This window comes from Ectobacillus panaciterrae DSM 19096 (assembly GCF_000430785.1).
Taxonomy (GTDB): domain Bacteria; phylum Bacillota; class Bacilli; order Bacillales; family Bacillaceae_G; genus Ectobacillus; species Ectobacillus panaciterrae.
The window spans coordinates 1-19703 of sequence record NZ_AUMR01000080.1; the positions used below are offsets into that span (position 1 = coordinate 1).

Annotated in this window: 19 protein-coding genes, 3 pseudogenes and 1 riboswitch; of the genes and pseudogenes, 6 read left to right on the forward strand and 16 right to left on the reverse strand. The window is 41.4% G+C overall.

Annotated features, from left to right (window positions below; genetic code table 11):
• Positions 1-303, forward strand: a pseudogene (locus tag H540_RS33805) (hypothetical protein); the annotation flags it as partial.
• A 116-nt stretch (positions 304-419) separates the two neighbouring features.
• Here the strand turns inward: H540_RS33805 and H540_RS0117320 are convergent.
• Together H540_RS0117320 and H540_RS0117325 are read right to left on the reverse strand one after the other, a co-directional pair.
• Positions 420-1208 (reverse strand): Imm26 family immunity protein, encoded by a 789-nt coding sequence (locus H540_RS0117320; protein ID WP_028401727.1) that lies wholly within the window; start codon positions 1206-1208, stop codon positions 420-422.
• Positions 1209-1610: 402 nt separating this feature from the next.
• Positions 1611-2288: a uracil-DNA glycosylase gene (locus tag H540_RS0117325; protein WP_028401728.1), complete on the reverse strand. Its 678-nt coding sequence runs from the start codon at positions 2286-2288 to the stop codon at positions 1611-1613.
• A gap of 94 nt (positions 2289-2382) precedes the next feature.
• Here H540_RS0117325 and H540_RS0117330 point away from each other — a divergent pair, with 94 nt between their 5' ends.
• Positions 2383-2859, forward strand: coding sequence for a nucleoside deaminase (locus H540_RS0117330; RefSeq protein WP_028401729.1), 477 nt, complete (start codon positions 2383-2385; stop codon positions 2857-2859).
• A 63-nt stretch (positions 2860-2922) separates the two neighbouring features.
• On the opposite strand, the gene H540_RS0117335 is transcribed toward H540_RS0117330, so the two are convergent.
• The 4 genes and pseudogenes from H540_RS0117335 to H540_RS30070 all read right to left on the reverse strand — a co-directional run.
• Positions 2923-3915, reverse strand: coding sequence for an ABC transporter permease (locus H540_RS0117335; RefSeq protein WP_028401730.1), 993 nt, complete (start codon positions 3913-3915; stop codon positions 2923-2925).
• Entirely contained in the window at positions 3908-4825 is a 918-nt protein-coding gene (locus tag H540_RS0117340; protein WP_028401731.1) for an ABC transporter ATP-binding protein, read from the reverse strand. The genes H540_RS0117335 and H540_RS0117340 overlap by 8 nt, the downstream gene beginning before the upstream one ends.
• Entirely contained in the window at positions 4825-5634 is an 810-nt protein-coding gene (locus H540_RS0117345) for an SGNH/GDSL hydrolase family protein (RefSeq protein ID WP_028401732.1), read from the reverse strand. The genes H540_RS0117340 and H540_RS0117345 overlap by 1 nt, the downstream gene beginning before the upstream one ends.
• Positions 5635-5686: 52 nt before the next feature.
• A pseudogene (locus H540_RS30070) lies at positions 5687-5908 on the reverse strand (hypothetical protein); the annotation flags it as partial.
• 285 nt (positions 5909-6193) lie between these two features.
• On the opposite strand from H540_RS30070, the gene H540_RS0117355 reads away from it, so the two are divergent.
• Both H540_RS0117355 and bcp read left to right on the forward strand, forming a co-directional pair.
• Positions 6194-7627, forward strand: coding sequence for an alanine/glycine:cation symporter family protein (locus H540_RS0117355; protein ID WP_028401734.1), 1434 nt, complete (start codon positions 6194-6196; stop codon positions 7625-7627).
• Positions 7628-7805: 178 nt separating this feature from the next.
• Entirely contained in the window at positions 7806-8273 is a 468-nt protein-coding gene (gene bcp, locus H540_RS0117365) for a thioredoxin-dependent thiol peroxidase (protein WP_028401736.1), read from the forward strand.
• Between the two features lie 129 nt (positions 8274-8402).
• Here bcp and H540_RS0117370 read toward each other — a convergent pair whose 3' ends face one another.
• The 7 genes and pseudogenes from H540_RS0117370 to mobA form a co-directional block, all read right to left on the reverse strand.
• Positions 8403-9401 carry a zinc-dependent alcohol dehydrogenase family protein gene (locus tag H540_RS0117370; protein WP_028401737.1) on the reverse strand — a complete coding sequence of 333 codons (999 nt, stop codon included), beginning with the start codon at positions 9399-9401 and terminating at the stop codon, positions 8403-8405.
• Positions 9402-9793: 392 nt separating this feature from the next.
• Positions 9794-10720, reverse strand: coding sequence for a homoserine kinase (thrB, locus tag H540_RS0117375; RefSeq protein WP_028401738.1), 927 nt, complete (start codon positions 10718-10720; stop codon positions 9794-9796).
• Complete coding sequence (gene thrC / locus H540_RS0117380) at positions 10717-11775, reverse strand: threonine synthase (RefSeq protein ID WP_028401739.1); 1059 nt, start codon at positions 11773-11775, stop codon at positions 10717-10719. The genes thrB and thrC overlap by 4 nt, the downstream gene beginning before the upstream one ends.
• A complete protein-coding gene (locus H540_RS0117385; protein WP_028401740.1) occupies positions 11775-13070 on the reverse strand; it encodes a homoserine dehydrogenase in 1296 nt (431 codons plus the stop codon). The genes thrC and H540_RS0117385 overlap by 1 nt, the downstream gene beginning before the upstream one ends.
• 292 nt (positions 13071-13362) lie before the next feature.
• Positions 13363-14268, reverse strand: coding sequence for a homoserine O-acetyltransferase MetA (gene metA, locus H540_RS0117390; protein ID WP_028401741.1), 906 nt, complete (start codon positions 14266-14268; stop codon positions 13363-13365).
• Positions 14269-14317: 49 nt separating this feature from the next.
• A pseudogene (locus tag H540_RS35600) lies at positions 14318-14425 on the reverse strand (PLP-dependent transferase); the annotation flags it as partial.
• A gap of 92 nt (positions 14426-14517) precedes the next feature.
• Positions 14518-14619, reverse strand: a riboswitch (SAM riboswitch).
• Positions 14620-14799: 180 nt separating this feature from the next.
• Positions 14800-15411 (reverse strand): molybdenum cofactor guanylyltransferase, encoded by a 612-nt coding sequence (gene mobA, locus H540_RS0117410; protein ID WP_028401742.1) that lies wholly within the window; start codon positions 15409-15411, stop codon positions 14800-14802.
• Positions 15412-15607: 196 nt separating this feature from the next.
• Here mobA and H540_RS0117415 point away from each other — a divergent pair, with 196 nt between their 5' ends.
• Both H540_RS0117415 and H540_RS33325 read left to right on the forward strand, forming a co-directional pair.
• The gene (locus tag H540_RS0117415; protein ID WP_155891057.1) at positions 15608-15838 is read left to right on the forward strand and encodes a hypothetical protein; all 231 of its coding nucleotides are present in this window, start codon (positions 15608-15610) and stop codon (positions 15836-15838) included.
• A 146-nt stretch (positions 15839-15984) separates the two neighbouring features.
• Positions 15985-16146 carry a hypothetical protein gene (locus H540_RS33325; RefSeq protein WP_155891058.1) on the forward strand — a complete coding sequence of 54 codons (162 nt, stop codon included), beginning with the start codon at positions 15985-15987 and terminating at the stop codon, positions 16144-16146.
• Positions 16147-16494: 348 nt separating this feature from the next.
• Here the strand turns inward: H540_RS33325 and H540_RS32285 are convergent, their stop codons facing one another.
• From H540_RS32285 to H540_RS0117435, 3 genes are all read right to left on the reverse strand, one after another.
• A complete protein-coding gene (locus tag H540_RS32285; protein WP_081415181.1) occupies positions 16495-16620 on the reverse strand; it encodes a YjcZ family sporulation protein in 126 nt (41 codons plus the stop codon).
• 226 nt (positions 16621-16846) lie between these two features.
• Complete coding sequence (locus H540_RS0117430; RefSeq protein ID WP_028401744.1) at positions 16847-17440, reverse strand: hypothetical protein; 594 nt, start codon at positions 17438-17440, stop codon at positions 16847-16849.
• Between the two features lie 21 nt (positions 17441-17461).
• Entirely contained in the window at positions 17462-18640 is a 1179-nt protein-coding gene (locus tag H540_RS0117435; RefSeq protein ID WP_028401745.1) for a ParM/StbA family protein, read from the reverse strand.
• Between the last annotated feature and the right edge of the window lie 1063 nt (positions 18641-19703).

The window sequence follows — 19703 nt, forward strand, 5'->3', positions numbered from 1 at the left end:
GGTGTAGTTAATATGTATAGTCTAGATGTGAAGAACTTAGGAAAGGCTGTTTATAATTTAGATGTAGACATATACAGTAACTATAGTGGTTCTAAGACTTTGCGGGCAAATATGGATGCAAATGAGACGGAGAGTACAGTTCCTCAGTATGAGATGCATTTTTCTAATTTTCCTGTATCAGTAAAAGCAAAAGGGATTACAGTTATTATTACATGGCAAGAAGAACTACCTAAGACGTTCAAGAATGGTCAAAAATTACAAGCAAGAAAATATAAAGAAATATTTGTGTTTGATCAAAAATGAATGATAAAAAGCTCTCTTCAAAATTTAGAGAGCTTTTTGTGTGTTTAGGTATGAATGTATGAATATCATATCCATGTGAGGTTTACATAACATGTCATTATCGGAAGTAAAAACAGTTACTCCCATCCTTGTTCCTTCCGATACTTTAATCGTTCTTCTGAATTTAATACAATAGCTTTATCAGGTCTTTTGATTTCTGGTAAGAGAAGTTTATCTAAATAATTAGGATCCGAATTAACATTCCAAGGTCGTAATCCATAATATGCTTCCCCTAAATCATTTAATATTCCCGACGAAAAACTCCCAGGACTTATAGGTTGTATAGCACAATTTATTTCTTTATTTCCTATCACCTTCCATTTATGATTATCCAAGTGTATAGGAATGATTGTAAGTGATGTAATCTTTCTCTGATTTACAATCTCTTCGAGTGAAGGTATATTTGTAGTTTTTATATCAAACAACGTACAAATTGGAAAACTATATTCCTTCGAGAAGATTTGTCCAAATATATAACTCCCATCTGTTAATGGTATAGCAAACACATCACTGATTTTCCATTTTTGTTTCTTCGGGCGTTTATGTGAAATTAATTGATTCTTAATAAACATCTTGTCAGCTTCTGATATAGGACAATTTATTAATTGATTGATGTATTCAGCAACCGTATACATCAAATCAGGTTTACTAATTGATATAGTTACACAGCTACTCTCTTGATCAAAGCTAATTCGTTTATATAATTTTTGATCTAATTGACTTTTTAACTCTTTCTGTAGAATTCTTTTAGCCTCGTTATTTGTTTCAATTCCTAATAATCCAGCAAAGTCTTCAGAAATAAAAAAGTAGGAAATATTTGCATCTGGTAATAAAATTTCAATAGCTCCAAATTTTATTTTACTCATAATTCACCTCAAGCATATTGTATATCATATTCATGTTCAGTTTACATAACATATCATTATCGGAAGTTGATTATTCACACCATTCCCATGATACCAAGATTCTTCTCATTCTCGAACAATGTGAAATATGCAGGATTTTATACTTTGCCGCAGTGATGCGGCTTTCAGCGTTCCAGTTGTGTACCGGATATACCGAAAAAACTGTATAAAATCCTGCATATTTTTGTACATATTTCGTTCATATAAAGAATATGATCATAAGGAGATGGACGGCCTTTAGATCATAGTCCATTTCTTTCTAAGCCAAGGTGCACTCCTCTTTTCCAATGACCGCATTCCTCAATTTCTACCAATTATACTGCAGCCATGAAACGGTCTTCATCCTAAGCCCTTGCACGTATTCTATGTATTAGGCAAGCACCAATTAATTTCCGCTTCCCCGATGCTTGTTAAGAATGTATTAATTTTCGAGAACGGCTTGCTGCCGAAGAAGCCGCGCTTCGCTGAAAACGGACTTGGGTGCGGCGCTTCAATGATATAATGCTGGCCGTTTGTAATGAGAGGCTTCTTCACCTGTGCATGTTTGCCCCACAGCACAAATATAATAGGCTTTTCTCTCTCGTTCAATAATTGTATGACGCGGTCGGTGAAAGTTTCCCATCCTTTTCCTTTATGGGAATTCGGCTCGCTGCGGCGCACTGTTAAAACGGTATTTAAGAGGAGAACGCCCTGCTCTGCCCACTGCACGAGGGAACCGTGATTTGGAATCTGACAGCCAATATCACTATGAAGCTCCTTGAAAATATTTTGTAAGGACGGCGGCTGCTTAATGTCCGGATTGACAGAAAAACTAAGCCCCTGTGCCTGGTTCGGCCCGTGGTACGGGTCTTGTCCTAAAATAACAACCTTCACATCATCATAATCTGTGTAATGCAGCGCATTGAAAATGTCATGCAGATTTGGATATACCGTTTGTGTCTCATATTCATGCTTTAAAAATTCCTGCAGCTCTTTATAGTACGGTTTTTCAAACTCCTCTTTTAAAAGAAGATCCCATCTATTTTTCAAAATTTGTGTCATCATTTCACTTCCCATCTTTGCTTCTTACGTATATTATTTGTTCATATACATAATAATACACATTTTTCCATAATAGAAAAGAAGGAGGAGTTTTATGTATCATGAACAATATATGCAAAAAGCTGTAAAAGAAGCTTTGTTAAACATTCGGGAAAATCGTGGCGGTCCCTTTGCGGCTGTTGTAGTCAAAGACGGCAAAATCATCGCTGTCGGAACAAATGAAGTAACGACCGCAAATGACCCGACCGCACACGCTGAAGTGCAGGCTATCCGTAAAGCGTGCCAAAAGCTTGGAACTTTCCAGCTGACAGATTGCGTGCTTTATACAAGCTGCGAGCCATGCCCGATGTGCCTCGGCGCGATTTACTGGGCGCGATTTAAAGAAGTATACTACTGCTTCACACGAGACGAGGCCGCACATATCGGCTTTGATGATGCCTTTATCTATAATGAATTGCCTCTTGTTCCCCATGCTCGCACCATTCCTGCTAAGCATTTCACCTTAGATTTATCTTCTGATGAAAACCCGTTTATGCAATGGCAGAATAAACATGACAAAATCAAATACTGATACTTGTATATAGAATACGAAAAAGCTTGTCCCGTTAATACGAGACAAGCTTCTTATTTTTTCTTAATTGGATACATCCTGCCTTGTAAACACGAAAAACGCAACAATGAGCGAGACGGCTCCCCATGCGGTTAAGTTCAAAAGAGAAAAACTCATAGATAGGCCCTTCAATGGCGGGAGCTGTCCTGATAGATAATCCGTCAGCTCCATGTTCACACTGAAAATATACTTAGCACCTTCCCAAGACGTTGCGAGGTTGCTCAAAATACCGCCTGCGATCAACGCTGCAAGCATAACACCCATTCCGGCAGGTGTGTTGCGGATCAACACGGAAACCATAAAGGAGATTGTGCCGATGACAACCGAAACAAACCACGCCAGGCCGTATGCCATTAAAATATACTCCCACTGCGGAATCAGATGAACATAGTTCGTATTCAAGCTGTCATTTTCCACCACAAATCCGGTTAAAATCGGCAAGTTCCAGCCTGCGTAGCCGAACACAATACCGGATAACACGTATGCGATAATTCCTACAATAAACAAAATCAGCGAAACGAACAACAGCATCGTCACATATTTGCTTAATAGCACCTTCCACCTTCGGATCGGTCTCGTCAGCAGCATCTTAATCGTGCCGTCACTTCGTTCTCCCGAAACAAGATCAATGGCGACAATCATCACGAGAAGCGGGATGAATAACGTGATGCCCTGCTCGATGAAAGCTCGCACAAAGGTCGGCGCACCCGGTGCATTCGGGTTGATGTCGTTATCAAGGTAGTATTGCTGCTGTTCGACACGCACCTTCAGCCATTGCCGCCACTCCTCTGGTAAACGCGAGTTGTTGAGACGGTTTTGCGTATCGACGATTTGCTGCTGGAGCGCTACTTTCCAATCAGATGTACCGAGGCGCTTTACTGTCGTTTGCACTTCCCGATACTGTGCATATACGAAAATCGGGATAAGCACAAGAAGAATCAATGCGATTACAAATACACGCTTTTTCCGATAGATTTTTTCAGATTCGTTGTACACAAGATTCAAAAACTCACGCAATGTTTTCGCCCCCCGTTAATTCCATGAAGAGGTCTTCAAGTGTAACAACCACTTCGCGTACGCTGTGTACGGCGATGCCTTTTTCCACGAACAGCTTATTGTAGGTGCTGATCAGATGAATCGGCATACGGCATGCCACTTTGTTTCCATCGCGCACAACCTCTTTAATTTCTGAAGCCGCCGCTAAAATTGCTTCTGCTTCTTCAACCGGCGTAACTGTCCATTCTACTTTATCGGCTGCCTTTTTCACTAAGTCATCAATGGTTGAAACGGTGATCATTTTACCATGATTGATAATTGCCACACGGTCGCACATCATTTGCACCTCGCTCAGCAAATGGCTCGAGATGAAGACGCTTATGTTTTGCTCCTTCACGAGCGTATGAACAAACTCGCGCAATTCACGAATGCCGGCAGGGTCGAGTCCATTTGTCGGCTCGTCCAAAATCAGCAGCTTCGGATTGCCTAACAGTGCCTGTGCGATGCCAAGGCGCTGCTTCATCCCGAGCGAATATGTTTTCACTTTATCATGAATGCGCTGATCTAAATGTACCATACGCACAATTTCATGAATGCGCTCTTCTGTCACATCGCCAAGCATACGGGCAAATTGCTTCAAATTTTCCCATCCTGTCAAATATGTATACAGCTCCGGATTTTCCACGATACTGCCGATTTGCCGCATCGCCTGCCGGAATTCCTGCCGTACATCATGTCCTCCGATAGAAATGCTGCCTTCTGTCGGTTTGATGAGTCCGACAAGCATCCGAATTGTCGTCGTTTTGCCTGCCCCATTTGGTCCAAGGAAGCCAAACACTTCTCCTTCCCCTACATCGAACGAGATACGCTCTACAATCGTCTTCTTGCCGATAACCTTCTTTAATTCTCGCACTGAAAGCACAGAAGTCATCATTTCACCCCTTCTTTTCCGGTGATGTTCAGCTGGCTGATAATATTTTGAAGCAGGCGGTTCGCTATAAGAGAGTAGCCTGTTTCGTTCGGATGAAAGTGGTCTGAGTACAACAGCTCTTTCCCTCTGCTTTGGAATAGATCGAATGTCGGTACGATATACACACGTTTATAATCCAGCGCTGTTTTTTCCAACGCTCCGTTCCAATCCACAACGATAAAAGAGGAACCCTTTAATTCCGGTACATCCTCAAACGGATTGTATAAACCGACCCAAAAGATGGGACTGTTCGGATTCACCTGACGAATTTGATTTAAAATATTTTTGGCATTGGCTTGAAAGGTTGCTGTGTCCGGACGGTATTTCGTGAAATCGACACTGCCGAGCGATTCCCATCCCGGGAACAGATCATTGCCGCCCATGGTTAAAATAATGACATCCGCTTGTCCAAGTGAATACTGCGCACCCTTATCCGATAGCTGCTTAATTAAATCCGGCGCCTTCGCTCCGCTCACCGCGAGATTCGTAAGGGCAGCCTTTTGCTTATAATCTGACTGCAGACTATTGCGGACACGGCCGATGTAGCCGATTCCTTCTTTATCCCCCACACCGCGCGTTAAGGAATCGCCAAGACTGACGATTTGCAGGGTGCCCTTCTTCTTCGCTGCCGCCTTCATTTCCTTAGGCTTAGGCATATTAGAGGCTTGCGGCCGCAAAACATCCTGTACGCCAATGGTAAAACCATAGGCAAATAGGGCGAGAGAGGCAGCCGTAATGACAAGGAGCACTTTCACGATCATAGACCTCATATATATCGCACCATCTTTCTGTAATATGAAACCTTTTACTAATTTGTCCATATTATACCAAAACCTCGTATTGAAACAAAAATTTAGATTCTGGTGCAAAAACAGTTATTAGAAACCGTTTATGGATGAATTCTTTTTGATTTTGAGCAGACTCCCCTCCTTGGTTAACCTGCCCTTTTTTCATCATATGCATGGCTTCTATGCCACTTAGTATATAAGTAACTGTACGAAATGATTTCAATCCTAACATCGAACGAATTCTCTTATTTTGGAAATATTTAAAATATTTTAAACATATTTTGTAGTTTTTGTTTTTTTTTGTAGTTTTATGTAGTTTTAATTATAAACTAAAAATACGTTGTTCTAGAACAAATATGAAAGCGCTTAAAAGCATTTATGTTTTTTTGAGAGTCGGTTTAGAAATAATAAAAAGCAACAAAAAGTATCTATATAAGTCCAATTTAAAAATTCGACATACGAAACGATTATGGATGTATCAGAAAATTAAGACGGATTTATATAAATTATTAGCTAGTAAATTTTAATAAGAGGTGATAGAATGCAGCAATTATTACAAGATGTACTTGGCGTAACAAATGATTTCCTTTGGTCTAAATTGTTAATTATTATGCTTGTTGCTGGCGGTCTTTATTTCACATTTAAATCGAAATTTGTACAGGTTCGAATGTTAAAGGAAATGGTCCGTGTTTTAATGGAAGGGAAAACTAGTTCTAAAGACGACGTTTCCCCATTTCAAGCGTTCTGTATTGGTATGGCCGCTCGCGTTGGAACGGGCAATATCACAGGAATTGCGATTGCGATTGCATTAGGCGGCCCTGGAGCGGTATTTTGGATGTGGCTTATTTCTATTATTAGCTCAGCATCCAGCTTTATTGAAAGTACGTTAGCGCAAGTATATAAAGTAAAAGATAAAGCTGGTTTCCGCGGCGGCCCATCCTATTATATGGAAAAAGGATTAAACAAACGTTGGATGGGAGTATTATTCTCCATTTTAATTACGATTACTTTCGGCTTTATATTCAATTCTGTACAATCAAATACCGTTACACTTGCTTTTGAGAACGCATTCGGTACAGATCGTTTAACTTTAGGGATTATTATGGCACTTGTTTTCGCTGCGATTATCTTTGGCGGTGTGCAGCGTATTGCAAAAATGGCTGAATACAAGGTGATGATTCTAGCGGTATTATACATTGGTGTTGCATTATTTGTTGTAATTACGAACATAACAAAAATGCCGGAAGTTCTTTCTCTTATTGTTAAAAATGCATTTGGTTTTCAACAACTAGCAGGCGGTTCAATCGGCGCAGCGCTCATGAATGGAGTTAAACGTGGTTTATTCTCAAATGAAGCTGGTATGGGAAGTGCGCCAAACGTTGCTGCAACGGCAACAACAAGCCACCCGGTGAAACAAGGACTTATTCAAGCATTTGGCGTATTAACGGATACACTGATCGTTTGTACAAGCACAGCATTTATTATTTTGCTTTCTGATGCTTACAAACAACCAGGGCTAAGTGGTGTCGCACTTACACAAGCAGCATTAAGTGAACACATCGGTTCTTGGGCATCAGGCTGTCTTGCTATCTTTGTTTTCCTATTTGGATTCGGTGCGTTAATTGGTAACTATTATTACGGGGAAACAAATATTCGATTTTTACACACAAGTAAAGTATGGGTGATGCTATACCGAGCAGGCGTGTTAGCCATGATTATATTCGGTTCGGTTGCAAAGATCCAGCTTGTATGGGATTTAGCGGATTTATTTATGGGCTTTATGGTTATCATAAACTTAATTGCTATTGCATTACTATCAAAAATAGCCTTTGCTGCGTTAAACGATTACATGAAACAGAAAAAAGCTGGCAAAGATCCTGTTTTTTATAAAGACAGCATTAAAGGTCTTGAAAACGTTGAATGTTGGGAGCATTCTCAGGATGCTTCAACTTCAAAAAAGGCAAATATCCTGTAATAAAAAAGCTATTCAGACTGTAATATGTCTGAATAGCTTTTTTTTGGTAAAAAACATTTTTATAATGGTAAAGAAACGAATAGCTTTTTGGGGGCTAGGAAACATGGGCGAACCGATGGTACTCTTCCAATCATGGTTGGCGTTAAAAAAGAAATTATATAAAAAGGAGTAATGTGATATGGAACACATACAAGTTGGACAAAACGTACCAAATTTTATACTGTTTGCCTCAAATGGGAAAGAAGTATCTTTGCATGATTTCAAAGGAAAAAAGGTAGTTATCTATTTTTACCCTAAGGATATGACTCCTGGTTGTACTACTGAATCCTGTGATTTTAGAGACTACAATAGTCAATTCAAGAATCTACATACTGAAGTGATTGGGATTAGCCCAGATGATTTAAAGTCTCATGAGGAGTTTATTGCCAAATATGAGCTTCCCTTTCTCTTATTGTCTGATACCGAACATCAAATCGCTGAATTATTTGATGTTTGGAAGTTGAGAAATAAGGATGGCAAGGAATTCATGGGTGTAGAACGCGCTACTTTTCTTATTGATGAAGAAGGAAAGCTTGTTAAAGAATGGAGAAAAGTGAATGTAGAAGGCCATGTTCAAGAAGTTCTTGATGCTGTAAAGAATATTTGAACTAATCCCCACTTAGCTACGCTTGAAGCGGGGGATTCCTGCGAACACCAAAAATAATCTCATTTTGTTCATGAACAAAAAGCCAAGGATTAAGAGAATCCTTGGCTTTTTTATAGTTAGTGAGCAACCTTAAAAACGTTCGTTCACTAACGTTACTTTCCCTATTGCCTTTCCAGATTCCAAATACTGATGAGCAGCTGACACCTCATCAAAACTAAACATCTTAGGATCAATTAACGGTTTTAACTTTCCTTCATCTACTAATTTTGTTATCTGTTGTAATATCTCACCATGATGTTGTCGATTCACTTTGGTAACGATGGGCAAGAGCATAAAGACAACGTGAAGACTAAGACCTTTAGCGTGAAGAGGACTTAAATCATGTGTAGACCGCGTAGCAATAGAAACAACTGTACCGTTAATTGTTGCTGCTTCGAAGGACCGGTCTAAATTCTCTCCGCCAATCGTGTCAAACACCACATCAAACCCATTTCCCATCGTATATTTTTTTATATAGTCCTGAACTGTTTCTTCTTTGTAGTTAATACCAAAATCAGCCCCAAGTTCCTTCCCCATATCCAACTTCTGTTTAGACGATCCTGTAGCATAAACGGTTGCTCCTGCCCATTTAGCCAACTGGATTGCAATATGGCCTACGCCTCCAGTGGAGCCGTGGATGAGTACGTTTTGACCAGGACGAAGGTTGGCTCTATCAACCAATGCCTCCCAAGCTGTTATGGAAACCAAAGGAAGAGCAGCTGCTTCTCTCATCGTTAGTGAACGAGGTTTAAGAGCAACTAGTGCAGCATCTGCCAGCATATAGTCCGCAAGTGCACCGCCTGTACCTTTAAAGCCACCAGCGCAAGCATAAACTTCATCTCCTGGCTTAAAGTTGGTTACTCCTTCTCCGACTTTCTCTACTACACCTGCCACATCTCCATGAAGAATAGCTGGAAGTTCCGGAGCCACTCCTTTTACTACACCTTGTCGGACTTTTATATCGATTGGATTAACACTGGATGCAGCCACACGTATAAGGATATGGCCAGGTATCACTTTTGGTGCCGGGACTTCTACTGTTTGAAAAACAGATGAATCTCCAAATTGTTCGATTAATTGTGCCTTCATTCTTTGTCTCCTTATGATTTGTTTAGCTTTCTTATCTTAATTGTAATCGTAATTTTCTTTTTTTAAAATAGGATATATAGATTTAAATAGTGCTTTCAACATGTTTACCGCCTCTGTTTTCGGTCTAGATTGATGCTATATACAAGTGAAAAACCGTCTTTTTATAGTGGGGAGAGATTAAAAGACGTACAGAAGCGGTCAAACCTTGGTAGTGGTTCATGCAAGGGTAAACCAGAGAGAAGAAGCATGCAATACTCCCTTTTGGTTGCACATCACACATGGAAATGTCGAAATTATCATTCACTCATATATAGAAGAACGAAGAGGAGCGGATGATATCTATCCAAACTCATTCAACCCTTTCTCAAGGAAATAGAAAAGCACCCGGAAAGCTAAAAGCTTCCCAGATGCTTGTAATCGCTATGGAGCACTACTTTAATTCCTTCATTCACAATACGCAGCGCCTCAACCTCACACCCTGAAAAATAAGGCTTCAAATCATCGCGAATTGCCTCTGCTGTCCCTTTTCGTACATAGCACAGAACAGTAGGACCCGCCCCGCTCAAGGAATATCCGTAGACGTCAGGACGCTCAGGCATAGCCCGTAATATCCCAAGCTCCGGTATGAGCGCTGCTCGATACGGTTCATGGAATAAATCGCGCTTCATCGCTTCGCCAGCAAGCTGCCATTCTTCCTTCAAAAGAGCCGCTACCAACAGGTTGCTTACACCGCTTCCCTGAATCGCTTCTGCATACGAGAGTTGGTCAGGAAGAACGCTTCTCGCATCGGACGTTTTCAGTTCATAGGAAGGGATAATCGCAACAAGCTCCAATTCGTGAATATGCTGGTTGACCAATGCTGCGCTTTGACCGTCGTACGTTCCTACAACTAAGCCTCCGAACAGGGAAGCGCCGACGTTATCCATATGTCCCTCCATCACAGAAGCGATGTTCAGCTTTTCCTGCAGGGACAGCTGTAAATCGCATAGGATGTTGGCAATCTCGATGCCGGCAATAATGGCTGAGGCGCTGCTGCCGAGTCCGCGTGCGAGCGGAATGTCGCTTGCGATTTCCAAGCGGCAATACGGCAGTGTTTTATCGTATTCATATGCTACTTCTAAAGCTGTTTGAAACAATAGGTTGCTTTCATCGACAGGGATGCCCTCCAAAATAGATGACTTTGCCTCGCAGCGCCATGCATCATCTGAAAATACATCCACAAACAGATACTTATCTACTGCCAAGCCGATGGAATCAAATCCAGGACCTAGATTTGCCGTGCTGGCAGGAACTTGAATGGTAAACATGGGACCGGTCATTGCAGTACAACTCCCTCGATATGTTCAAACACAATGCGCTCATCATTCGGAAGAACGATTGGCTGGATATTCTTCGTATCAATGGCTGTATTCGGATCTTTCAAGCCATTGCCTGTCAAAATCGCAACGATGCGGCTGCCTTTCTTAATTTCGCCGCGCTGCACCTGCTTGCGGACACCTGCGATAGATGCGCAGGAGCCAGGCTCAGCAAACAATCCTTCCTTCTGCGCTAACAGTTCATATGCTTCCAGAATTTCTGCGTCTGTTACCTCATCGACCTTGCCGCGAGAATCATTTGCAGCTGCCACTGCCTTATCCCAGCTTGCCGGGTTTCCAATGCGAATAGCTGTCGCGATTGTTTCAGGATTTTCAATTTTATGGCCGCGTACAATCGGAGCCGCGCCTTCCGCTTGAAAACCGCGCATCTCTGGAAGACCTGTTTCTTTTTTGTCATTGTATTCCTTAAAGCCTTTCCAATACGCGCTGATGTTGCCGGCGTTGCCGACTGGAATTGCAAGAACATCCGGCGCGCTTCCAAGAGCATCGCAAATTTCAAAAGCAGCTGTTTTTTGCCCTTCTAGACGATATGGATTTACCGAGTTTACAAGAGCAATAGGCGAATTGGCACTCAGCTTACGCACCATTTCCAACGCATGGTCGAAGTTTCCTTCGATGCTGATGATTTCCGCACCGTACATCACCGCCTGCGCCAGCTTGCCGTAAGCGATTTTTCCATTCGGAATCATCACGATGCACTTCAAGCCGGCACGTGCCGCATACGCTGCCGCAGAAGCGGAGGTATTGCCTGTCGACGCGCAAATGATGGTTTTGCTGCCTTCTTCCTTCGCTTTCGCAACAGCCATAACCATGCCGCGGTCTTTAAAGGAGCCGGTCGGATTCGCTCCTTCTACCTTCGCGTACAATTCCACGCCCCACTCTTTTGATAGTGTTTCCAGATAGATAAGAGGTGTATTTCCCTCATGAAGAGTAAGAAGAGGCGTGTTCTCATTTACCGGCAAATAGTCTTTATAATGAGATAAAAGTCCCTTCCACATCATTTTGCATCCCCTTCGATGCGATAGCTTGCTTTTACGCATTTCACTGCATCCTGCTCCTCTAGTTTCTGTAAAAGAACTTGATAGTTTGCCAGTGTTGCACGATGCGTCACGATTACAATCTCAGCTGCGCCCTTTTCTTCAAGGGGCATTTGAATGATCCTTTCAAAGCTTGCTCCATACTCGGAGAACAAGGAAGTAATTTTCGCAAATACCCCAACTTCGTCCTTTACATGAAGGCGCAAGAAGTATTTCGCCAATACCTCGCTGTCTTCTTTCAGCACTTTCGGATATTGCGGAGATACTGCACTGTTTCCTGTTACGCCAAGCCTCATATTTTTCATTACGGCGACAAGATCGGATACAACAGCTGTTGCAGTAGGAAGACTTCCGGCTCCGGGACCGTAAAACATCGTTTCCCCTACAGCCTCGCCGTACACATATACAGCATTGAATTCATTTTGCACCGCAGCAAGCGGATGCTTGTTAGGAAGCAGCGTCGGCTCTACACTCACTTCCAGCTTTTCGCCATCTCGTTTTGCCAAGCCGATGAGTTTCATTGTATAGCCAAGATCACGGCTGTATGCGAGATCTTCTTCCGTAATGGAGGTAATCCCTTTCACCTTCACATCAGAAAGCTCTACATTGGTAGAGAATCCGAGTGTCGCGAGGATGGTCATTTTGCGCGCCGCGTCCAGCCCTTCTACGTCAGAAGTCGGATTGGCTTCCGCAAAACCAAGCTCCTGCGCTTCCTTCAATACATCTTCGTATGCTTTTCCTTCATTGGACATTTTCGTTAAGATAAAGTTTGTTGTACCATTCACAATTCCCATCATTTTCGTAATGCGGTCGGAGGAAAGGCCGTCCACGATGCTGCGGAGAATCGGAATGCCGCCCGCTACGCTCGCCTCATAAAACAAATCGCATTGATTGTCCTTCGCAACGGAAAGAAGCTCCGTTCCGTATAAAGCCATTAAATCTTTATTTGCAGTCACTACGTGCTTGCCGTTTTGCAAAGCAGTCAGTATATATTGCCTTGCACTCTCAACTCCGCCCATTACCTCAATGACTATATCAATTTCTTCACTATTGATGATTTCATATACATCTGACGTTAATAAGGATGGGGTGATTGCAACGTCTCTTTCCTTATCTACATTTTGCACTAGTATCTTTGTCACTTTTACTGGACAGCCGATTTGATGTGCGAGACGATCCTGATGATCCGTAATGATTTTAACCACCCCGCTGCCGACTGTGCCAAGTCCAAGTAAGCCTACTCGAATTTCTTTCATCGTTTGTCCACCCCTTTTTTCAATTTTGTATTTACAAGCAATTATATAAGCTGTATTTTCAAAAAACAATCTTTTGTGAACTTTCTGAACAAGTTTGTGTCGTTTGGCACGAAGTAATCGCTTCCAAGTCATCTTGTTTTCATTTCTTTTATAATTTTTTGTATGATCAGAATATATCTATTAAAAATAAAGGAGCCATCATAGCGGCAACAGCGTTTCCATATGCATACTTCATTGGAGAAAAATTCTAAAGAAAAAGACGAGACTGCATATCTCTTTCTCGTCTTTTTTTTTACAGTACATATGGAGTTTCTTGGTATACGTAATAATTGAGCCAATTGGAGAACAATAAATTGCCGTGGCTTCTCCATGCGACAAAAGGCTCCTGCGACGGGTCATCATTTCGATAATAGTTTTTTGGTACGTGAATTGGCACACCTCTGCTTTTATCGCGTTCATATTCAAGCTTCAGCGTATCCTGCGCATATTCGCTGTGCCCCAGCACAAATACATGCTTTCCTTCTTGATCTGCGACAAGATGCACGCCTGCTTCCTCTGATTCCGCAAGCAATTGCAGTTGCGGCACCTTTCTGATATCTTCAGCGCGCACTTCTGTATGGCGGGAGTGCGGCGCAAAGAAGCGCTCATCAAAGCCCCTAAGCAGCTGAATGTGCTTCGCCTGCAGATTATGCTCAAACACTCCGAACATCTTCTTCGCCAGCGGATATTTCTGAATGCCGTAATGATAGTACAGGCCGGCCTGTGCACCCCAGCAAATATGCATGGTGGACGTGACGTTCGTAAGGGAGAACTCCATAATGCGCTTCAGCTCTTCCCAATAATCTACTTCTTCAAACTGGAGCGTTTCAACCGGCGCTCCCGTGATGACAAAGCCGTCAAAGCGCTCATTTTCCACTTCGCGAAAGGTTTTATAAAAACTTGTAAGATGATCCTGTGATACGTTTTTTGATGTATAGGATTCCATATGAAGCAGATGAACATCGATCTGCAACGGCGTATTTCCTAAAAGTCTCAGCAGCTGCGTCTCTGTTTCCTGCTTCGTCGGCATGAGATTTAAAATTGCGATTTTCAATTCACGGATATCTTGGGATACGGCCCGCTCCTTCGTCATCACAAAGATGTTTTCACTCTCAAGAACCTGACGAGCCGGCAAATCTTTATCCACAATGATGGGCATATTCTTTACCTCCAGATAACGCTTGGCTCAAATCTATGATTAAATCTTCATCGTACTTATTAGTGCCTTGACACAAAGGAAGCACACGCGGCTCCCCGTTTTTCGGCGAATAGCCTCCTTGTATGAAAATCGTTCCATGATTCCATATTTCTTCCATCTTTTCCACCCTTTCTTTTTTATATAATAAAAAAACTGCTTCTTCTACCTAAAGGTAAAAGAAGCAGTCGTATCTCACATTTGACCATACCCCTCTTATCTCTCAGCAGCTCCTGCAGGATTTGGCACAATTCCGTTTCCGGCTGTTGCCAAGGTTTCATCGGGCCTGATCCCTCCACCTATTCTTGATAAGACGTATGAAATTACGTTGATTGTATAGGAAACTTTTTTCGTTGTCAACCATATTTTCTGAATTTTTCAAGAAAAAAGCAGTCAGCTCGTTCAGGTGCAGTGACCAAGGTTCTCCGCCCTAAAAGGCGTTTTTTTCCTTTTTGTGGCGGAAGTTCTTGGGCGGCAGGTTTCGTACGTATTCCCTCATGCATCTACCCCCTTCTGTATCCGTTCTATATCCTTCGCTGTTTCATAATCCTCAGGACGATTCATATTGAAAAATGCCGCACTCATATCTTTCCCAACCGCTTTTTGTATTTCTTTTTCCTCTATATATTTCACCCGAAGCAGAGAAAGTACATGTACCATACGCAGCTGGTCTTGCTGGAGGCATTGCTGAATGGTTGGGAGGGCACTCTTTTTGTACACCGCTAAAAGGGGATGAAGCTTTCCTTCTATAAGAGGCACCACTGCGTCAAAGCCTGGGGCTTGCTTCAGCATATACTGAAGAAGGTGCTGCGACAAAAAGGGCATATCACAAGCAGCTACAATAGTCGTATCAAAACGGGAAACAGCGAGCCCTGCTTCTAAACCGGCAAGCGGTCCTTTTCCTTGAACGCGGTCGGAAACCATGGGGCATCCCAAAAATTCGTACTCCTCTTTCGTATTTGTCACAATGAGCACATCATCGGCTGCCTGGTGCAGCACCTTAACTGCCCGTTCAATATTCCTTTTACCGCCGACTTCCAGCAATGCCTTATTCGTGCCCATACGGCTGGATTTGCCGCCTGCCAGCACAATTCCCGTCACGCTCATACTTCTCATCCCCTTTACAGCCATACCCGGTGGGGAAATGCCTCTTTTTCACGCATAATCCCTCTTTGTTTTGGCTTAGATTGTATTTATACTGTACGGGGAAATGGGAAGGGATTCAAGACGGGCGTTTTTTCTTATTAATTTGTTACAGGATGGGCATATTAAGAATAAAACCATTCAAGAGGAGCTGGATAAGATGCTTTCATTTGTAACAAACATCTTCGCCACTAAGAAGTGTGACCATTGCAGAGAACGAAAAGACCGTTCCGCCCTACATCAAATGTTTAAAGAAAATCTGCTGGAAGAAGGACACACTACATTACACTATTGTAAAGACTGCTACCAAACGGAACAAAAACTCCAAGAAGAATTCGCAAAGGAAATAGGAGATATTCTCGAGCAGACCATTAAACGTAAAACGCCTTGAATTTCCGCTATTGTTCGATAATAATATTCTCCGTCAACTTATTATACATATCATAAACTGTACGGCGGGTCATTCGCTGCCTTACGGTTACATATTCGCTTATCGTCCATAATAAAGATGACCGATACACACGGGAGGTGAACGGTATGGAACAGGAACACGAACGAATAGATGTAATGTTGCCAGACGAGGTGATTCGCTTGGCCGAGCGCTATCAGCAAGCACACAATATATCGACTGTAGAGGCAGCAATTATCGAGCTCATACGAAAAGGCCTAAACTACGACAGCACTAATCCAGGGCATTAACACTAAACGCCGTTTTGTCTCCGCAAAAATACCAAAGTTCCCGTTTGCAATCACGATTTGTCATCAACGATAATGAAAATCGCGCTTGTATACCTGTTTACATTAGCGATAGAACGAGAACAAAAACTCGACAAAAAGAGGAGGTTATATGATGTGTGGAATGGCAAAGCGGGGGCTCACGGCGTTCCTGCCGGAGCAATTTTAGTTATTGTGCGAAACGATCGATGATTCTTCACGGGGGGGGGGGGGGCAAACGATAGATATGTCGGAATAACAAAGTGGACTTATATACATAACAAAATAAAAAGCCCTTGTAACTATACAAGAGCTTTAACAATTTATAGTTTGTTAAAATCTAACAAAAGCGGTACCAACGATAATTAAGAGAATGAACAATACAACGATTAACGCAAAACCACCAGCGCAGCCACAACCACCACCGTAGCCGAAACCTCCATAACCACCATAATACATAACTTTATCCCTCCTTCTAAAAATTACATGCAATAAGGAAAAACTAATGTACGGATAATCCATATTATGGTTTTATTATGGAAAAGAGCTTGTTCAACATAAAAAGGGGCGCCCCATAATCGGAGCAACCCGTTTTTATTATTGATTGCTTTTGTCGAGCCCTCGTTTCCACCACGGCCGCTTACCTTTGCTTGAAGTGGGAGACTCCTCACCTAATAGATACTTATTATTTATTCATTTGAGCAAGGAAATCACCCAAGAGGTCTTCGACGGATTCTATTTCTCCCTCTTCTTCAACATGAATGGGTTGCGTTTGTTTTGCTGATTCCCAATCAAAGTCATCTAAATCATCGTCTCTAGTAGGATTGGCTGACTTGATTTCTCGAGATTCCTTTTGTGATGGTATATCTGAATCCCATTCAATCCCTAGGCTTTTACTAGCGGCTATTTCCTCCTGCAAGTAAAGTGCGTCATCAATTTCTAATGCATTGCTGTTTAGAGATGTAAATAATGAAGCTGTGCGGACAGGATTAGCTAGCAGCTGATAGACGATACTGCCTAATAATGCCTCAGAGTGTTCATGTTTCAGCCAGTCCCGCTGTGCTTTACTTAACCCTTTTGGAAGCGGGATAGTCAGCGTCTCCCTGTGTTTTGATAGGGAACTGCTTACCCCGTTTATAACGAGCTCAGCAACTTCACTGGAAAAGTTTCGTTTTTGGGTTTTCTTTAAATGCTGTAAATGCTTTAATATATGTTCAGGTGTATCAGAGGGGATGCGGAACGTAATGGGTTGTCCTCTCTTCACTTCCGTTTCCTTCATACAATCACCCTATTTATCTATTTATTTTTTTACTACTTTTTGCTCTTCACTTTGCTTCTCTTTTTTATTTCTCCTTGAAAAATCAGCAATTAATTTATAATAAGCATTTGCCATCATCCAAATACTTTCTTGTTCATCTTCAAAGAAATCAATGTTATAACCGTCCAAGTTATTATTTAGTGTTTTGAGGTAATCTTTTAAGATTATTGCGCCTCCTCCTACAAAATAACAAATTTCCGTTTGCGAATTCTTTTGCCAAACGTTTCGCAAATGGCGATATTGTTTTTTCGCTAATTCCAAGAGAATTCGGTCTACAATATCATGGACGCTTGTCCGGCTTCCTCTTACCATAATATGATTTCGATCATTTTTCTTCGTAAGGATTTCTACAACATCCCGACGGCTGTCCAGCTCGACACCATGTTTAGAACGAATTTCTTCGCGAATGACTTCAAGCGATTCCGAAACTCCTAAATTGAAGCCTTGCGCTTTATCATCATCCACCTTACGATTTTTAATGACCGCTATATCTGTAGATAAACCGCCAATATCCTGAATAAGGATTCTTTTATCAATTAAATCCTTATTAATGATGTTCAAATCATGATCCATTACAAGATTGATATAAGCAGCAAAGCCCTCCGGATAGACTTTCACTTCATCGAATTTAATATTCACCTTTAAACCTTGGTATCTAGGCGTTACCAAAAATTCAACTTGGTGAACAGAGCTGAGTAATCGAGAGCGATATCCGACATCCTTGCCTTCTTTTACTTCCCGAAGCGGAAGTCCTGTCCCTAAAATGTAGTTAGCATCAATCACGTTATTGGAACGTTTGAAAATCTGTTTATTCTCCTCACGAGCCGCATCTAACGCCAGGGCGGCAAATAGCATGATAAGAGTTTGATCTTCTTCAGACTTATTGCTGCCTGGATCTAATTCAGACGAATTATCGCTTTTGGCCGCTAAATGTCCAACACGGTAAATCACATTATTCTCCTTTAAAGTAGGGGAGTGCACACGAATATGAATACCGTCAATAGGATCTTGATTATTTAATTCCTCAATCCCAATGACAGGACGGTCCTTTGTATCCCTAGCGATAACATTTGGAATATTAATTTGTGTTTCCATTTTCCCAAAGATACCTTTAAGTGAATCATTACCTACATCAACTGCCGCAATACGAGCATTTGTCAACAAAATCATTCCTTTCGATATGTAATAGAGTGTAATAAAATCGCATGGAAATTTATTGAATTTTCAGTAAATGTTATATGAACTTTCCCAATCCGTCAATACGATTTCCATAACTATTACGAAATTGTAAACTTGTACACAGTTTCGTAAACTCGTATACAAAATTGCAAACACTATTAAAGAGTGGCCGTATACGCGTTTGTATACATGTACACCTTTTTGAATACAAACGTATACAGATGCGTGTACATGTATACTTTTTTGAATACAAACGTACACAACACGTATACATGTATACATTATGGTACACATCTAAGTTAAATGACTTTATTTGTCTTTTTTTCTGCTTTGCTCCTCTGAAGAAAATAAAAAACGATCTGTTATGTCATCCTCATTGTATACTTCTGCACCATTTGGCTATTTTTTCCTGTACTTCATAAGTAATTTTTAAATTGTCCATACACTTAAAGGTTATATAACTTTTACTAATAATGAATATACTAGAACCCCTTTCGCGATCTTGAAAAGGGAAATGGGCATTCCTTACAACGCCAGTCTAAAATTTTATTAAAAAACTTTTAAAGAAATGAGTTTAGCAACCTTAATTTAAATTCCTCTTCAATGCAAGCTCTTTTTCCGCTCTCTAAGTCCCAGGAAATAAGGGTAATTATTACAATATTGTCAATAACTATAGAAAAATCCATTATTACCATTCCAAGTCCAAACTACTTATAAATCTAGGGGATTATTGTAATATTAACTATATCCTCCTACGATTTATATGAAAAAGTTCCTGATCCGCCCTGTACAATTTCTATTACAATAGAATATGATTGATACGTACCTCTTCCACAACAGCAAAATCTATATAAGTCCACTTTGTTATTCCGACATATCTATCGTTTGCCACATAGAACAAAAGAGAAACTGCGCTCGTTTCCTCTCTATGGTTTATCCCTGCATGGGCCACGAAAAGGGTTTGACCGCTTCTGCGCTTAACCGGATGATCTCTCCCCCCTAAAAGAAAAGTTTTATGTCGATTTTTTTAGTTGCATTTATATAG

What these genes read in the sequence shown, in the direction of transcription:
- H540_RS0117340 (WP_028401731.1), bottom strand. Translation starts at nt 4,825, where the DNA reads ATGACTTCTGTGCTTTCAGTGCGAGAATTAAAGAAGGTTATCGGCAAG.
- mobA (WP_028401742.1), bottom strand. Translation starts at nt 15,411, where the DNA reads ATGAGCGTGACGGGAATTGTGCTGGCAGGCGGCAAATCCAGCCGTATG.
- H540_RS0117330 (WP_028401729.1), top strand. Translation starts at nt 2,383, where the DNA reads ATGTATCATGAACAATATATGCAAAAAGCTGTAAAAGAAGCTTTGTTA.
- metA (WP_028401741.1), bottom strand. Translation starts at nt 14,268, where the DNA reads ATGCCCATCATTGTGGATAAAGATTTGCCGGCTCGTCAGGTTCTTGAG.
- thrC (WP_028401739.1), bottom strand. Translation starts at nt 11,775, where the DNA reads ATGTGGAAGGGACTTTTATCTCATTATAAAGACTATTTGCCGGTAAAT.
- H540_RS0117385 (WP_028401740.1), bottom strand. Translation starts at nt 13,070, where the DNA reads ATGAAAGAAATTCGAGTAGGCTTACTTGGACTTGGCACAGTCGGCAGC.
- H540_RS0117430 (WP_028401744.1), bottom strand. Translation starts at nt 17,440, where the DNA reads ATGAAGGAAACGGAAGTGAAGAGAGGACAACCCATTACGTTCCGCATC.
- H540_RS0117370 (WP_028401737.1), bottom strand. Translation starts at nt 9,401, where the DNA reads ATGAAGGCACAATTAATCGAACAATTTGGAGATTCATCTGTTTTTCAA.
- H540_RS0117355 (WP_028401734.1), top strand. Translation starts at nt 6,194, where the DNA reads ATGCAGCAATTATTACAAGATGTACTTGGCGTAACAAATGATTTCCTT.
- H540_RS32285 (WP_081415181.1), bottom strand. Translation starts at nt 16,620, where the DNA reads ATGTATTATGGTGGTTATGGAGGTTTCGGCTACGGTGGTGGTTGTGGC.
- H540_RS0117345 (WP_028401732.1), bottom strand. Translation starts at nt 5,634, where the DNA reads ATGAGGTCTATGATCGTGAAAGTGCTCCTTGTCATTACGGCTGCCTCT.
- H540_RS0117325 (WP_028401728.1), bottom strand. Translation starts at nt 2,288, where the DNA reads ATGACACAAATTTTGAAAAATAGATGGGATCTTCTTTTAAAAGAGGAG.
- H540_RS33325 (WP_155891058.1), top strand. Translation starts at nt 15,985, where the DNA reads ATGGAACAGGAACACGAACGAATAGATGTAATGTTGCCAGACGAGGTG.
- H540_RS0117415 (WP_155891057.1), top strand. Translation starts at nt 15,608, where the DNA reads ATGCTTTCATTTGTAACAAACATCTTCGCCACTAAGAAGTGTGACCAT.
- thrB (WP_028401738.1), bottom strand. Translation starts at nt 10,720, where the DNA reads ATGACCGGTCCCATGTTTACCATTCAAGTTCCTGCCAGCACGGCAAAT.
- bcp (WP_028401736.1), top strand. Translation starts at nt 7,806, where the DNA reads ATGGAACACATACAAGTTGGACAAAACGTACCAAATTTTATACTGTTT.
- H540_RS0117320 (WP_028401727.1), bottom strand. Translation starts at nt 1,208, where the DNA reads ATGAGTAAAATAAAATTTGGAGCTATTGAAATTTTATTACCAGATGCA.